14 protein-coding genes are annotated in these 15,176 nt (G+C 47.2%); all 14 read left to right on the top strand.

Annotated features, from left to right (window positions below; translation table 11 throughout):
• Positions 1 to 14 precede the first annotated feature (14 nt).
• The gene (locus tag LY85_RS08070; protein WP_141826218.1) at positions 15 to 1,163 is read left to right on the top strand and encodes a glycerate kinase; all 1,149 of its coding nucleotides are present in this window, start codon (positions 15 to 17) and stop codon (positions 1,161 to 1,163) included.
• A 203-nt stretch (positions 1,164 to 1,366) separates the two neighbouring features.
• Positions 1,367 to 2,038 carry a response regulator transcription factor gene (locus LY85_RS08065; protein ID WP_141826217.1) on the top strand — a complete coding sequence of 224 codons (672 nt, stop codon included), beginning with the start codon at positions 1,367 to 1,369 and terminating at the stop codon, positions 2,036 to 2,038.
• The gene (locus LY85_RS08060) at positions 2,035 to 3,102 is read left to right on the top strand and encodes a HAMP domain-containing sensor histidine kinase (RefSeq protein WP_243122510.1); all 1,068 of its coding nucleotides are present in this window, start codon (positions 2,035 to 2,037) and stop codon (positions 3,100 to 3,102) included. The genes LY85_RS08065 and LY85_RS08060 overlap by 4 nt, the downstream gene beginning before the upstream one ends.
• A gap of 154 nt (positions 3,103 to 3,256) precedes the next feature.
• Positions 3,257 to 4,168 (top strand): SDR family oxidoreductase, encoded by a 912-nt coding sequence (locus tag LY85_RS08055; RefSeq protein ID WP_243122509.1) that lies wholly within the window; start codon positions 3,257 to 3,259, stop codon positions 4,166 to 4,168.
• A gap of 240 nt (positions 4,169 to 4,408) precedes the next feature.
• Positions 4,409 to 5,410, top strand: a complete 1,002-nt coding sequence (locus LY85_RS08050; protein ID WP_141826216.1) for an NAD-dependent epimerase/dehydratase family protein — start codon at positions 4,409 to 4,411, stop codon at positions 5,408 to 5,410.
• An 84-nt stretch (positions 5,411 to 5,494) separates the two neighbouring features.
• Complete coding sequence (locus LY85_RS08045; RefSeq protein ID WP_347562426.1) at positions 5,495 to 6,031, top strand: hypothetical protein; 537 nt, start codon at positions 5,495 to 5,497, stop codon at positions 6,029 to 6,031.
• A 61-nt stretch (positions 6,032 to 6,092) separates the two neighbouring features.
• On the top strand, positions 6,093 to 7,478 hold the full coding sequence (locus tag LY85_RS08040; RefSeq protein WP_141826215.1) for a radical SAM protein: 1,386 nt from the start codon (positions 6,093 to 6,095) through the stop codon (positions 7,476 to 7,478).
• A gap of 155 nt (positions 7,479 to 7,633) precedes the next feature.
• The gene (locus tag LY85_RS08035; RefSeq protein WP_141826214.1) at positions 7,634 to 8,539 is read left to right on the top strand and encodes a hypothetical protein; all 906 of its coding nucleotides are present in this window, start codon (positions 7,634 to 7,636) and stop codon (positions 8,537 to 8,539) included.
• A gap of 151 nt (positions 8,540 to 8,690) precedes the next feature.
• Positions 8,691 to 9,059, top strand: coding sequence for a hypothetical protein (locus LY85_RS08030; protein WP_141826213.1), 369 nt, complete (start codon positions 8,691 to 8,693; stop codon positions 9,057 to 9,059).
• A gap of 37 nt (positions 9,060 to 9,096) precedes the next feature.
• Positions 9,097 to 9,708 carry a glycerol-3-phosphate acyltransferase gene (locus LY85_RS08025; RefSeq protein ID WP_141826212.1) on the top strand — a complete coding sequence of 204 codons (612 nt, stop codon included), beginning with the start codon at positions 9,097 to 9,099 and terminating at the stop codon, positions 9,706 to 9,708.
• Positions 9,709 to 10,088: 380 nt separating this feature from the next.
• Positions 10,089 to 10,346, top strand: a complete 258-nt coding sequence (locus LY85_RS08020) for an HPr family phosphocarrier protein (protein ID WP_141826211.1) — start codon at positions 10,089 to 10,091, stop codon at positions 10,344 to 10,346.
• A gap of 336 nt (positions 10,347 to 10,682) precedes the next feature.
• Positions 10,683 to 11,573 carry a PRD domain-containing protein gene (locus LY85_RS08015; RefSeq protein ID WP_141826210.1) on the top strand — a complete coding sequence of 297 codons (891 nt, stop codon included), beginning with the start codon at positions 10,683 to 10,685 and terminating at the stop codon, positions 11,571 to 11,573.
• 90 nt (positions 11,574 to 11,663) lie between these two features.
• Complete coding sequence (locus LY85_RS08010) at positions 11,664 to 13,529, top strand: beta-glucoside-specific PTS transporter subunit IIABC (protein WP_141826209.1); 1,866 nt, start codon at positions 11,664 to 11,666, stop codon at positions 13,527 to 13,529.
• A 145-nt stretch (positions 13,530 to 13,674) separates the two neighbouring features.
• Positions 13,675 to 15,120, top strand: coding sequence for a M81 family metallopeptidase (locus LY85_RS08005; RefSeq protein ID WP_141826208.1), 1,446 nt, complete (start codon positions 13,675 to 13,677; stop codon positions 15,118 to 15,120).
• Positions 15,121 to 15,176: the final 56 nt, after the last annotated feature.

Here is a 15,176-nt window from a genome sequence, read left to right as displayed (position 1 = left end):
AAAAGAGGGATCATATGAAAAAGGTTATACTTATCCCGGACTCCTTTAAAGGGACAATGTCATCCAGTGAAATCTGCGGCATTATGGAACAAAAAATCCACGTCTATTATCCAAAGGCGCAGGTAATCAGCATTCCTGTGGCGGACGGAGGGGAAGGCAGCGTGGATGCCTTTTTGGCCGCTGTGGGCGGCAAAAAGGTTCCAGTCTCTGTGAAAGGCCCTTATTTTGAAGAAATACCCGGCTTCTACGGTCTTCTGCCGAACCGTGTTGCCGTGGTTGAAATGGCAGCAGCGGCAGGCTTGCCGCTGGTGGGCGAAAACAAACATGCCGAAAAAACGACCACCTACGGCGTGGGCCAGCTGGTTGAGCACGCGGCGAAAGCAGGCTGTAAGAAAATCATTGTGGGTCTCGGCGGCAGCTCTACCAATGACGGAGGAACCGGCGCGGCGGCAGCTTTGGGGGTCCGTTTTAAAAATGCCGAGGGAAGGGATTTTATTCCGGTCGGTGAAACCCTGTGCAAAATCGATTCTATTGATGTCAGCGGCCTTCATCCGGTACTCGAAGGGGTTGAGCTGACAACAATGTGCGATATTGACAATCCTTTGTGCGGGCCGCAAGGCGCGTCGGCCGTATTCGGTCCGCAAAAAGGGGCGGATGAAGCCATGGTAAAAGAATTGGACATCAATCTCGCGCATCTGGCGGCGATAATCAAAAAAGATCTGGGGAGGGATATTCTCAACCTTCCGGGCGCGGGTGCAGCGGGGGGCATGGGTGCGGGCATGGTTGCTTTTTTCAATTCAAAGCTGCAGATGGGAATTGAAACCGTACTTGATACGGTCAATTTTGACGAGATTGCAAAGGACGCGGATTTTATATTCAGCGGAGAAGGAAAAATTGACAGCCAAAGTCTGCGCGGCAAGGCAGTCATCGGGATAGCGAAACGTGCAAAAAAACTGGGGGTCCCCCTGATTGCGATGGTAGGCGATATCGGAGATCCTATTGAGGGCGTCTATGATATGGGCGTAGCGGCCGTGTTCAGTATCAATAGGGTCGCAGTTGACTTCAACACAGCAAAGACCCGCAGCAAGAGCGATCTTTCTCTGACAATGGATAATCTGATTCGTTTTATGTATCGCATGAACCAACAAGCCGGCAAAGAATAAGTCCAAACTCTGGGACCTCTCTTTTCAAAAACCGCTTCCTGCTGATTTTTCAGTGGGAAGCCTTTTTTGTGTATCGTTCTGCTGCGGTTCCGGCACTGATACCTAAGAGCAGCGAAGGTCTGTGATTAAAATTTGAAAGTTGATATCTACTTTAACAATTCTTAAACAATTATCTGGTATAATACACAAAAAGGGGGGATTTCATGGTTAATATCCTCGTAGTTGAAGACGATATCAAACTTAATCAGATTGTGTGCACATCCCTGAATGACAGTGGATATGCCTCTAAGGGCTGTCTGAATCCCAGGGAAGCTTACGACCTGATGTATAACAATCCTTATGATCTCATTATTTCTGACATCATGATGCCTGAAATCGACGGCTTTGAATTTGCTAAAACGGTACGCGAAATCAATAAAACGATTCCCATCCTGTTTATGACCGCCCGCGACGATATGTCCTCCAAGCGAAAGGGCTTCGGGGCCGGAGTAGACGATTATATGGTAAAACCCATCAACATGGACGAACTTGTTCTTCGGGTTGGTGCTTTGCTTCGCCGTGCAAATATCTTCAATGAGAAGAAGCTGACGGTGGGGAACCTTATCATGGATGCGGACGAAATGACGGTGAAGGTTAGCGGTGAGGAAATTTCAGTGACTTTGCGGGAGTTCAATATCCTGTATAAAATGCTTTCCTATCCGAAGCACACCTTTTCCCGTGCACAGCTGATGGACGAGTTCTGGGGCGTAGACAGTGACACCAGTCTGCGCGCGGTAGACGTGTATGTCACAAAGCTGCGGGACAAATTTTCTTCCTGTGAGGATTTCAAAATCGTTACGGTGCATGGATTGGGCTATAAGGCGGTGTTGTCTTGAAAAAGAAACAGGTTGAAGATGACAGCCGGGTCAAGGCAAAGCACTTTACGTGGAAGGAATATGCGCTGACCTATTTTGTACTGCTGACTCTTTCTGCAGGACAGTGGATGATCTACGATCAATATGTGAATTATGGCAGCATGCCGCCGGAATTCATCTGGGGGATGCTTGGATACTGGGCGATTGTGACCGCCATTTTTTGTCTTGTTACCGCCCGCCAAAAGGTCCGCGCCTTTGACAGGCCAATGCGAAGGATCAGTGAGGCGGCAAAAGATGTGGCAGGGGGGGACTTCTCGGTTTACCTGGAGCCGGTCCACAGAGCCGACAAACATGACTATGTGGACGTAATGTTCGAGGACTTTAATAAGATGGTAGAAGAGCTGGGAAGTATCGAGACGCTGAAAGACGATTTTATCGGCAATGTGTCCCACGAGATCAAAACGCCGCTTTCGGTGATTCAGAGCTATGCCATGGCGCTCCAAAAAGAAAACCTGTCGGCTGAGCAGCGCAAGGAATACACCGCTACGATCATTACGGCGTCCCAGAAGCTTACGGCGCTGGTCACCAATATTCTGAAGCTCAACAAGCTGGAAAATCAGGAGATCAAGCCTTCCGTCGAGCCTTACGATCTGTGCCGGCAGCTCAGCGAATGCGCTCTCGCTTTCGAAGATTTGTGGGAACAAAAGGATATTGAATTTATTGCGGATATCGAAGATCGCGCCGTGATCCGCGCGGATGAAAGCATGATGGAGATCGTATGGAACAACCTGCTTTCCAACGCGCTGAAATTCACAGATTCAGGCGGGACGGTGACACTGACCCAGACTTCGGATGAGGATACTGTAACGGTCACAATATCCGATACCGGCTGTGGCATGAGCAAGGAAACCATGGAGCACATTTTTGACAAATTCTATCAGGCCGATACTTCCCATTCGCAGGAAGGCAACGGCCTTGGGCTTGCCATGACGCTTAAAGCAATCGAACTGTCGGGCGGCGCAATAACGGCTAAAAGCGAGCCGGGAAAAGGGACTGCCTTTATCGTGAGATTAAAAACACATTGATTCAAGAGGAATACAAAACAGCTTTCCACTTCGGAAGGCTGTTTTTTTTGTTTTAATATTTCTCAAACATTTCCTAAGCAATTCATAAACATTTCTCCAGTAAGATAAACCTGTCAAATAAACCACGGCGAACGGAATTAAGAGGTTTTCATACGTGTCTTTTGCTGACTCCATCGCGGATACCATCGAATGGCTGAAGCATGAAAATAAAAATTCAAATCGGAAGGAAAGCGTCATGAAAAAAGTGTGTGTTATTACGGGAGGCGGAAGCGGCATGGGTTTTGCCACCGCCAAAGTCATAGGCAGTCAGGGCTACTACATGATTCTGGCAGGCCGCACTGCAAAGAAACTCGAAAATGCCGTTGCTGAACTGCAAGCCTCTGGGATCGAAGCCGAAGCCTTTAGCTGTGATATCTCCGACCGCAGGAGCACACAGTCCTTAGCAGAGACGGCGCTTGCGCGGGGCGAAGTGAAAATCGTGATCCATGCGGCGGGAATGTCCCCTCATATGGGCGATGCACAGAAGATCATGGAAGCGAATGCACTCGGCACCATCAATGTCAACGATGCCTTTTATGAGGTGATGCACGACGGCGGGTGTGTCATCGACACGTCTTCCATGTCCGCTTATCTTACGCCAAAATTTATTATGCCAAGGCGAAGCTACAAACTCAGCCGGATTGATCGCGGCAAATTTATGAGGAAAATGATGCGCCGTGTCAATCTGTTTCCCGGAAAGGTCCGCGCCGGGGTGGCATACGGAATCAGCAAGAATTTCGTGATCTGGTTCGCCAAAACCGATGCCGCGCGGTTCGGGCAAAAGGGCGTGCGCGTTCTTTCCATTACGCCCGGTAATTTTGAAACGCCGATGGGCGAGCTGGAAAAGGATGAGGCGATGACATATATGAAATACAACGCTATCAAACGCCTGGGGCACCCAGAGGAAATCGCTCAGCTCTATGCCGCCGCTGCCGACGAGCGTATCGGTTATTTGACCGGTACGGATATCCTTTGTGACGGCGGCTGCGTCGCCAGCGGCTGCAATCCGTTGAGACGCTCGCAGTAATTGGCGCTGTACTCCCCACATACTAAAAAATATAAGCGGAGATAAAAATGAAATGGTTTTATAATCTATCAATATTCGGAAAGCTGATCATAGGTTTTATCTGTATTGCATTTACGGCTTTGATTGTCCGAGGGAATCCCCGGAAACGATCATCTAATTTTTTCGATAGATCTCAGGGTGCTGTGACAACGCCCGCAGATTATATAAAATTCAGAAACAGGAAACAGAAAGGAACTCAAAATGAAAGACACAATCTATTTATTAACAGGCGCAGCAGGATTTTTAGGCAACAATATTTCCCACAAACTGGTCTCGCAAGGGAAAAAAGTACGGGTGCTGGTGCTGAACGGTGATCCTGCCGTCAAATATGTACCGAAAGAGGCGGAGGTGTGTTTTGGAGACCTGACAGACCTGAATTCACTGAAACCCTTCTTTGCGGTACCTGAAGGCCATGATGCAGTCGTGATCCATTGCGCAAGCATCGTGACGACGTCTCCAAAGCCCAACCCAAAAGTTTATAATGTCAATGTCACGGGAACAGAAAATGTGGTTGACTTATGTGTTGCCCATCACGTAAAAAAGCTGGTGCATGTAAGTTCCACCGGGGCGATCCTTGAAGCGCCGAAAGGCCGCATCATCCGGGAGCCGGAAGAATTTTTTCCCGATCAGGTAGTCGGCTATTATGCAAAAACAAAAGCGATCGCTACCCAATATGTTCTGGAAGCGGTGTGCAGCAAGGACTTGGATGCCTCCATTGTCTATCCTTCCGGAATATGTGGTCCGGACGACAGCGCTTTCGGACTGTTTGCCAGTTTTTTAATCCGCTATTGCCAGGGGAAAATGCCCGTGGGTGTGGACGGTACCTTCAATTCCGTGGATGTTCGCGATCTTGCGGACGGCGTGATTGCCTGCGTGGAAAAAGGCCGGAAGGGCGAGGGATACATTATGAGCAATGAGATGGTCTCGATGCGAAAGATGTTCGATCTGATCAGCGAGGCAAGCGGGGCGAAGCGTGTGGAGACGATTCTGACTCCTGAGCAGATGCAGGCATCTCAGAGCAGTATCGTTGGGTCTGAAGACAAAGAAAATATGGAAGCACTAAAATTTGAACTCTACAACTTAATCCGCAACAATGACTTTTCTTCCGAGAAGGCGGAGAAAGAGCTCGGATTCCACACACGGCCGTTTTCCCAAACGATTGCCGATACCGTGAAATGGCTGCGCAGCGAGGGGAAAATCTAAGCAATTCACAAATATTCCATAGGTAAAATAAGCATGTCAAATGGCTGGAGTCAGTTTAAAGACAAATCAGAAAAGGAGCTGTTGATGATGTCTGAGATTACAAGGAACGAAAATAATTTTATCGGCTATGAGTACAAAGAGGTCACGGTTAACCGCGGCATGGAATCCGTATATACCGACGGTTATGCTAATTTTGGCTGGGAGCTCGATGGGACTGCGCCTTCCCAGCAGGGGATTTCCGCCATTACGCTGAAATTAAAGCGCGATCGCAAAATTCGCAATAAGGCGGAATTGACAAGGCTTCAGCGTCAGTTTGAATCCTGCGCCGCCGAGATCGATGTTCTGGAGCGCTCCAAGACCACCGGAGCAATGATTGCCGCATTCAGCATCGGCCTTTTCGGAACCGCATTCATGGCAGGCTCCGTGTTTGCTTACCTTGCCGGTATGCTGCCGCTCTGCATTATTCTGGCGATTCCTGCTTTCATCGGCTGGATTCTGCCGTATTTTAGCTATCATAACATTCAGCGGAAAAAGACCGCTAAGGTAACTCCGATGATTGAAAATCAGTATGATGCAATTTATGAGGTATGCGAAAAAGCGAACGCTTTACTTTCAAAGTGAGCAGCTGCCGGGAATAAACATTACGCAAATATTCAACTAAAACTCAAGGGGGAATAAAACTATGAATTTAAAAGAAAAAGCGGAGTCCTTTGCATTGGACCAGGCTATGAACTACCTTTCGGGCGATCCGGAAAAAAACCTGCCGAAACTTCTGGAATGGGTCGACCGCATTGGTTGGGGAAAGGATTTTTCCGGCCCGGACGGGCCGAAAGAAACGATCCATAAAATTGTGGATGACCAGGAGAACATCTGGTACCAGTTTATCATGAAGCTCTGGAAGGACATCGACAACGACATCCTGAAAACCACGTTCCACAATTTTGTGCTGAATGCCGCACTGCTTGGTTTCCCAAAGCAGGAGGCCCTTTCAGAGGATTACGGATGCAACATCCCATGGGCGATCCTGATGGACCCGACCTCTGCCTGCAACCTGCACTGCACCGGCTGTTGGGCGGCTGAATACGGCAACAAGCTGAATATGTCCTACGAAACGCTCGACAGCATTATCCGGCAGGGAACGAAGCTCGGCACTTATTTCTATCTGTACTCGGGAGGGGAGCCTCTGGTGCGGAAAGCGGACATCATCCGTCTTTGTGAAGCGCATCCCGACTGCCAGTTTACCGCCTTCACCAACGGCACTCTCATCGATGAGGCTTTTGCCGACGATATGCTGCGGGTTAAAAACTTCATCCCCGCCATCAGCGTCGAAGGCTTCGAAGCTGATACCGACTTCCGCCGCGGAGAAGGGACTTTCAGAAAGGTGGAAAAGGCTATGGCGCTCCTGAAAGCGAAACGCCTGCCTTTCGGCATCTCCTGCTGTTACACGAGCAAAAATTGTCAGATGATCGGCTCCGAGGAATACTTCGACCAGATGATCGACTGGGGAGCCAAATTCTGCTGGTTCTTTACATATATGCCCGTCGGGGAAGCTGCCGTGCCCGAATTGATGGTCAGCGCCGAACAGCGGAAATTCATGTACGAACAGGTGCGGAAATTCAGGGAGACCAAGCCGATCTTTACTCTGGATTTCTGGAACGACGGCGAATATGCCGGCGGATGCATCGCGGGAGGCAGGCGGTACTTCCACATCAACGCGGGCGGCGATATGGAACCCTGTGCGTTTATCCATTATTCCGATTCAAATATCCATCAAAAAACGCTGCTCGAAGCCCTGCGGTCGCCCCTGTTTATGGCCTATCGAAAAGGGCAGCCTTTCAATGAAAACCACTTGCGTCCCTGTCCTCTGCTGGATAACCCCGGTGCACTGGCGTCTATGGTGGAAACGTCCGCCGCCCGTTCCACCGATCTGGAAAGCCCCGAAAATGTGCTTGACCTTTCCAAAAAGTGTAAAACACCCGCTGAACATTGGGCACCCGTAGCGGATGACCTGTGGGAATGCTCCGGGCACTGCACCGGATGCAAAGCGAGCGCCAAAAGGTTTTCATAATTTCTGTCGCGCGGCAAGGTTTTATCATAACGATTTGAGGTGCTGCTGCGCGTGAAGTGTAAAATCATGGTGGACAGCTGCTGCGATATGACGCCGCAGCTCAAAGAACGTGCACTTTGTGTCAAGATAAATCCGGGAATGGGAGTGAGAAAACCGTGAAGAAGCTGAAAAAATGGATCTCCGGTTTTCACCCCAGGGCCGTGCCGTCTAGCGTCGCCGCCGTTGTTTTCTCGGCGGCGGCCCTTCTGATCGTTGCCAGGGAGAATGACCATGGCCTTCCTGAAGCCGCGGTATCTATCGTCTACGTTTGCGCCGCCGTATCGCTCACATTTGCGGCTTGGTCAATTACCCTTGCGGTCAGGAGCGCGTCGCTGAAAGAGCGCTTGCACAGCGCGGCGCAGAAGACGGGCTTTACCTCTAAGCTCATGGCGGATTATTCCTTTCGCACGATCACCATGACTTACGGAACACTTGTCACGGATATTCTGCTGGCGCTCATGAAAGCCGTGGCAGGCTGGTATTTCGTTTCCACATGGCTGATGGTGCTCGCCGGCTATTACGCTGTTCTGTGTGTCGCACGATTCCTGCTTTTGCGCAATAACCGCAGGCTCGCGGCTTTGAGCGACGAAAGAGACCGCCGCCGTCATGAGTTCAGGGCTTACCGCCTCAGCGGTGTGCTGCTTATTGTTATGACTGCGGCATTACAAGGAGTAGTCGTCCTCATCGTCCGCGAGGGAAAGGGCTTTTTCTATCATGGAACGCTTGTTTTCGCCGTGGCCCTGTACGACTTTTACTGTTTGACCCGCGCCGTTGTCTACATGGCCGGAACGCGGAAAATACACAGCCCTGTTCTTGTCTCCATCAAAACCTTTAGTTTTGCCTCTGCGCTCGTTGCCATGCTGTCCCTGCAGACCGCTATGTTCGCCTCTTTCGGAAGCGATACTGAACTGAGTATCCGGCGGCTCATGAACGCTCTCACCGGTTCGGCGGTCTGTCTGATATTGCTTGCGACCGGTGTTTGTATGGTAATCAGGGCGAGCAGGCAGCTTCGCCGTATGTAGGATGAGAATATCGATGCCCCGTCCGCATTTTTGTACGGACGGGGAATTTTAATATTTCTCAAACATTTTATAAGCAAATCATAAACATTCGGGAAGTAAGATTAGGCCATCAAATGGATGAGAATCATCCGATAATATGGAGGAATATTTTATGAAGAGAAGCAATTTCGTTACTCTGGTTATGTCAACCGTCGGAGGAATTCTGCTGGCAATCGGCATGTGCATGTGCCTGCTTCCCGAATGGAACGCATTTGAACCCGGAATAGTAATGGGTGCGGTCGGCCTTGTGGTTCTTCTTGTAATGGTCGCAGTCCGCCGCAAAATGGAAAATAAAGCGCCCATCAGGTGGAATGCCAAAACCGTTCTGACCGTATTTATAGGAGTAGTCGGCGCTTTGGCACTGGGCATTGGTATGTGCATGACGATGGTCTGGGGAGTGATGGTCGAAGGTATTATCGTCGGTGTTGTGGGTATCGTTATCTTATTGGCACTCATCCCCATTTGCAAAGGGATCAAATAAATGAAGCGACTCTTTTTTAGGAGGTCATCGGTCGAATATGCAATTTCTATGTATCATCATCGGATATCTCTGCGGCCGCTTTCTGACGGCCGATGTCGTTGCCCGCCGTAAAACGGGCAAAAGCGTCTTTTCAATCGGCACAGGAAATCCGGGCATGGCGAATATTTTGGAGCAGTTTGGGTTTAAGTGTGCCGCTGTCACGCTGCTCGGAGATGTTGCTAAGACAGTATTGCCATGCGTTCTCTGCCGCTTTTTGTTCAGGTCACTGGGGCCGTCCGCTACCCTTTATGCGGGATTGGCCGCCGCCGCCGGTCACGCGTTTCCTTTCTGGCACAGATTTCGGGGTGGCAGGAGCGTTGCCGTAACCTGCACTTATCTTGTGCTGTTTTCTCCTCTGTGGGGACTGCTCGTAAATCTGGCCGGACTGTGTGCCGTCCTTGCGACGGGATATCTGGCAGTCGGCGCTCTGGTGATCCCAATCCTGTTTCTGATTCCAGCTTTCCTGAATTTTGGGCTGGAGGCGGGTCTCGTCAGTTTAGCCGGCACCGCGCTCATCTTTTTTCTTCATCGGGATTCTATGCTAAGAATCATAGCCGGAACGGAAAGAAAAGTCGATCTTCCGGCCAAATTCAAGGGCCGTCGATCATGAGCTTTGCTTTTGTTCATACCACATGCTCCGAATTTCGGGGAGGAGGGTGTCTGCTTAGAGGTTGACGGTTTATAAAATGCTTGGCCATGACTAAAATAACGAATAGAATTGACAACTGAAAATTTTGTGTTATAATAAAAAACAGTTGGGATGTTACTGATTAATCAGGCTAAACCAAAATCGTAAGATTTTGGTTTTTTTTATATCCAAAAATTACACGTTAGACGTCTGATTCGGTAAGAATGGAAGACAGGATTGAAGATTTAGGTTCTTGGGGGACCGTGCAGGCCGTTGACAAGAACGGAAATTATGAACCTGACGCACTGCAATTCAGCATTTAAAATAATCAGAATTCATTATAGGAAGGGATGAGCATAGTTGTGAAACAATTCCATTATATTGTGCGTGATAAAGTCGGCATCCATGCAAGACCGGCCGGTCTGTTGGTAAAAGAGGCCGCCAAATATAAATCTACGATTGAAATAGGAAAAGGCGAGGAAAAAGGAAACGCCAAAAGGATTTTTTCTATTATGGGGATGAATATTTGCTGCGGAGACGAAGTGACCGTTTACATTACAGGTGAGGATGAGAACGAAGCTTTTGAGGGATTGCAGTCATTTTTCCAGAAGAATCTGTGACCTTAGCAAGGAGCGCCGGGTGTTAACGTAAAAAATATTTATTTTATTTTTCCGCTTTAATATTATTCAGGCGGGTTTAAATGTTAGCATTATTAAAATTACATAAAAATGAATAATATTACGGATAAATGCAATGGAGCATCGTTTTGATTGAGATTCCATTGCATTTTTTGTTGCTTATCTTAATATATTTTTATATTAATGTTGAAAGTTTATTGACATAATTACAATGATCGTGTATCATGAAACCAATACGTAACCGAAAATTTTATATTAAATAGTTATTTTAAATGGATTGTAACTGAACTGTAACAGGCAAGACCATAAAAATTCGTAATGGATTTTTATGGTCTTAATTTATTATTAGGGAGGTCCCAAATGCTTACCATTAAAAAAGTATATAATAATAACATTGCTCTGGTAACGGATCACAGTTACAACGAATTTATCGTTATGGGGAAGGGAATTGTTTTTCAAAAGAGAAACGGAGACACGGTCAATGAATCTCAGATTGAAAAGAAGTTTATTTTGGATTCCGAAAAGTTAGCAATGAAACTCACTCAATTATTAAACGAAGTTCCGTTGCATTATATTGAAGTAACCGATCGGATTGTCAAAATGGCCGAAAAAGAATTGAAAACAGAATTTAATGAATGTATTTATATCACGTTGAGTGACCATTTGAATTATGCGATATCGAGAGCGAATAGAAAAATCGATCTGCCGAATGCCATGCTCTGTGAAATCCGTAAATTCTATAAAAACGAATTCCAGGCAGCGAAAAAGGCAGTGGATATGATTTACAATTCCGAAAGGATACAGCTTAGCGATAATGAAGCAGGGTATATCACGCTTCACTTTGTAAATGCACAAATGAATTCGGACAGTATGACGGAAACAATCAGTATGGTGGAAACCATAAACGATATCGTAAAGCTTGTACAGGAGGAATTCGGGATCGCGCTGGACGAGGAGAGTGTCAGTTATATCCGTTTTATAACGCATATCAGATTCTTTTTAAAAAGAATTTTTTCAAAAGAATTATATGAGAGTGACGATGAAGATGCGATTTATCATTCATTGAAAATACAATATCCGAAAGAAGATCTGTGCTCGGAAAAGATCGCACAGTATGTTCGCAAAAAATATAATGTGGGAATTTCACTGGAGGAAAAAACATATTTTATTATTCAAATCCATAGAGTCGCTCAGCGCTGCAACAATTAATTTTATTCGGTAAATGAATTAATGGATTGTAACTCGTTAAGAGGCAAAACTTATTAATTCTTTAATAATTATTTTATTGGAGGGTTATTAATGGATTATGATCAGGTTGCCAAAAAAATTGTGGAAGCGGTAGGAGGGAAGAAAAATATTTCCTACTGTACGCATTGCGCGACAAGGATACGACTTACCCTTGCAGACAACAAGCTGGCGGATTTGGACAAGGCTAAACGTATCAAAGGAGTCATTGATGTCATTTGCAGTTCCGGCCAGGTCCAGTTCGTAATCGGGATCGAAGTGGGGCATGTCTATGAAGCCATTGAAAAATTGGGCTTGCCGTCTAAAACAGGAGGAGGGCCTGAAGAGGAGCAGAAGACAGGGAACCTGTTTTCCAGAGCTTTCAGCTTAGTCGCGAATTCTTTTTCACCGATTATTCCGGTCATCATCTCTGCCGGTATGCTGAAAGCCGTTCTGGCCATTTTGAAATTGTGCGGGTTGCCGGCGGAAGCCCAAACATATCAGATTATATCTTTAGTGGCAGATACAGGGTTTTATTTCTTCCCGGTTTTCGTTGCGGCTTCCGCGGCGAAAATACTGAAAACAAACGTATTTCTGGCAGCGGCCGTCGGCGCGGTCTTAATACATCCGAATTTCATAGCTTTAGTGAAGGCTGGAAACCCGCTGTCCATCTTCGGCTTCCTTCCGGTACCGCTGGTGTCCTATAGCTCAGCGATTATACCGTCTATTTTGGCCGCGTGGTTTTTAAGCAAGGTGGAACCTTTTATTCAAAAGATTATCCCCAAAATATTCCGGTATTTTCTGTGCCCGCTGCTCACTTTCTTTATCGTGACGCTGGCTACTCTGACGGTATTCGGGCCGATTGGTTATTGGTGCGGTTACGGTCTCGGCGCCGCCTGCGAATTCCTGCGTGTAAACGTTCCGTGGGTGCTGCCTGTCCTGATTGGCGGATTAAATCCTTTGCTTGTCATAACGGGAATGCACTGGGCTCTTTCTCCGCTGTCCATGCAGTCCTATGCGACGTACGGCTATGAAGCGATTGCCGGTCCGGGCAACTTTGTTTCCAATATTTCTGAAGGCGCCGCAGCCCTTGCCGTTTCTATAAAAACAAAAAACAAAGCCCTGAAGCAGGAAAGCTTTACGGCGGGAATCACCGCTGTTCTATGTGGAATTACCGAACCCGCCCTTTATGCCGTTAACTTAAAATTGAAAAAGCCCTTGTATGCGTGCCTGATCGGCGGCGCAGTCGGCGGATTATTTATGGGACTGACGGGCGTTGTTAAATATGTGGCGGGTACGCCGGGCTTGATTTCGAGCGCGTTGTATATCGGCGCAAACCCGATGAATATTGTATACGCTTTAATTGCCGTGGTCATCAGCTTTGTTGTCACGTTTGGGCTGACCTTTCTTTTTGGATTTGAAGATATTCCCGAAGAAGAGAGTGAAATGGAAGACAGCCGGCAAATGGAGCAGAAGCCTTTGGCGATTTCCGTACCGGTAAAGGGAGAAATCATCAGACTGCAAAATGTAAAGGATAAGGCAATTGCCTCGGGGTCTTTGGGCAGCGGTATTGCCGTTATTCCTTCAGAAGGGGAGATCTTTGCGCCTTTTGACGGTGAGGTATCCATGATGTTTCATACCGGTCACGCTGTTACTGTAAAGAATACGGAGGGTCTTGAATTGTTTATCCACGTCGGCATTGATACTGTTGAACTGGATGGAAAATATTTTGAAATGTTGGTCGCAAAGGGCGATAAAATCCGGGAAGGGCAGCCGCTGATCAAATTTGACATTGATGCTATTAAAAAAGCAGGCTATGACACGACGGTTTCCGTTATCCTAGCAAATGACGAGAATGTCAGCAAAATGAAAGTAGATGTCGTCCAGTCCGGAAGCGGGAATAAGATGCTTGTAACTCCCTCTGAATTAGCCGCAGTATAAATCCTTTAACAATTCCGTTCAGATTTCCCGCGCTGATTCCATTGTGGACATCGGCGCGGGGAAAAGCGGAAAAAAGATTTGAATTTTTCTATGCTGCGTACAGCATTTGATGCCTTGAGACGCAGAGAAAGGATGGATTATCATAATGAAAGTACTAATTGGGTTTTACTCTGAAGAAGCAAATGCCTACTCAAACAAAATCTGCAGAATCCAGGATTTTAATTTGAAGTATGGGGAAGACGTCAAGACGGAGATGTATGTAAAGGACCTTTTCGAAAAGGAAGGGATCGAGCTGATTCCGACGATCCATGCGGATGGATATGCACAGGGCTTGGTACGCAAGGATGCGTTTGATTTTATAGAGAATTGTATTTTGTCCACGCTGAAGGAAAATTTGAATGAGGTCGACGGTATTTTTCTGTTCCTGCACGGCGCGAGCAATGTCGTCGGGCTGGAAGGAGAGTCGGGTGAACATCATATTGCCAGAGAAATACGGGAAATCACCGGCCCCTTTCTTCCAATTGCAGTAGTAATGGATCCCCATGGGAACGTTACCCAGGAAATGTGCGATCTTGTGAACATTGTGACTTGCTACAGACAATCGCCGCATACCGACAGACAGGAGACGTTCATAAAAACGGCTCAACTGTTGATTCAACTGCTCAAAAACCGGAAAGACATCAAGCCGGTCTATCAAAGAGTGCCGATTGTATTGGGCGGAGAGCGCTGTGTTTCTACGGATGAACCGCTTGTTTCCATCAATAAAATGCTGGATGAGGAGGAAAAGTCCGATAAGATATTATCTGCCTGTTACCATATCGGATACACACGTCAGGATAGCTTCCTTTGCTGTGCCGCCGTGACGGTTGTTCCGTCTTCACCGGAAAACACAGAATATGCGGAGCGTGTAAGTACTAAAATAGCGGATTATGTATTTTCCAGAAGGAAGGACTTCCATTTTTCCGGGAACACCATGGAACCGGAGGAAGCGTTGGACAGCGTTTTGCAGTTTCAGGGAAGCCCGGTGTTTCTGACGGATTCCGGAGATAATCTAACGGCGGGCGGTACGGGCTATAATACGCTGGTACTGAAACAGCTGTTGGGTAAAAAAAGTTTAAACAATAAAAAGTGTTTGATCGCGGCGATTACCGACCCCGGTTGCGTGGAGTTCCTGCTTGACTATGAGATTGGGGCACACGTTGAATTTGACTTGGGTACCGAGGCCGATCCATACAGTGGAAAAGTAAAAATCAAGGGCACGATCATTCAAAAGGGCAACGTAAATTCCTACCGTAAGACCATGGTGAATATTGGAGAAACAGTTACCGTTTCCATGGATGATTTCGACATTGATATTATTGTTTCCAACAAAGGCATTTCCTACAATGAAGCGCATCAGTTCGAGGCGGCGAAAGTAAATCCGGAAGGCTACGACGTCGTTATTGTAAAACAGGGATATATTTTTCCGGATCTGATTAAAATTTCCAAATACAGCGTGATGTCGCTGACAGAGGGAACCACCTATCAATATACGGAAAGACTGCCGCGCAGAAGATCCTACAGACCTATTTTCCCGGTTGATAATATCTAAAATGGAAGAGAAATACCACGGAATCTATAGGACCGTTTTCAGAAAGTAGGATGAAG

This window comes from Clostridium sp. KNHs216, from assembly GCF_006714885.1.
GTDB lineage: Bacteria > Bacillota > Clostridia > Oscillospirales > Acutalibacteraceae > Caproiciproducens.
This window is presented reverse-complemented; position numbering and strand designations above follow the sequence as displayed.

What these genes read in the sequence shown, in the direction of transcription:
- LY85_RS08005 (WP_141826208.1), top strand. Translation starts at nt 13,675, where the DNA reads ATGAAAGTACTAATTGGGTTTTACTCTGAAGAAGCAAATGCCTACTCA.
- LY85_RS08015 (WP_141826210.1), top strand. Translation starts at nt 10,683, where the DNA reads ATGGATTTTTATGGTCTTAATTTATTATTAGGGAGGTCCCAAATGCTT.
- LY85_RS08025 (WP_141826212.1), top strand. Translation starts at nt 9,097, where the DNA reads ATGCAATTTCTATGTATCATCATCGGATATCTCTGCGGCCGCTTTCTG.
- LY85_RS08030 (WP_141826213.1), top strand. Translation starts at nt 8,691, where the DNA reads ATGAAGAGAAGCAATTTCGTTACTCTGGTTATGTCAACCGTCGGAGGA.
- LY85_RS08045 (WP_347562426.1), top strand. Translation starts at nt 5,495, where the DNA reads ATGATGTCTGAGATTACAAGGAACGAAAATAATTTTATCGGCTATGAG.
- LY85_RS08065 (WP_141826217.1), top strand. Translation starts at nt 1,367, where the DNA reads ATGGTTAATATCCTCGTAGTTGAAGACGATATCAAACTTAATCAGATT.
- LY85_RS08010 (WP_141826209.1), top strand. Translation starts at nt 11,664, where the DNA reads ATGGATTATGATCAGGTTGCCAAAAAAATTGTGGAAGCGGTAGGAGGG.
- LY85_RS08040 (WP_141826215.1), top strand. Translation starts at nt 6,093, where the DNA reads ATGAATTTAAAAGAAAAAGCGGAGTCCTTTGCATTGGACCAGGCTATG.
- LY85_RS08050 (WP_141826216.1), top strand. Translation starts at nt 4,409, where the DNA reads ATGAAAGACACAATCTATTTATTAACAGGCGCAGCAGGATTTTTAGGC.
- LY85_RS08070 (WP_141826218.1), top strand. Translation starts at nt 15, where the DNA reads ATGAAAAAGGTTATACTTATCCCGGACTCCTTTAAAGGGACAATGTCA.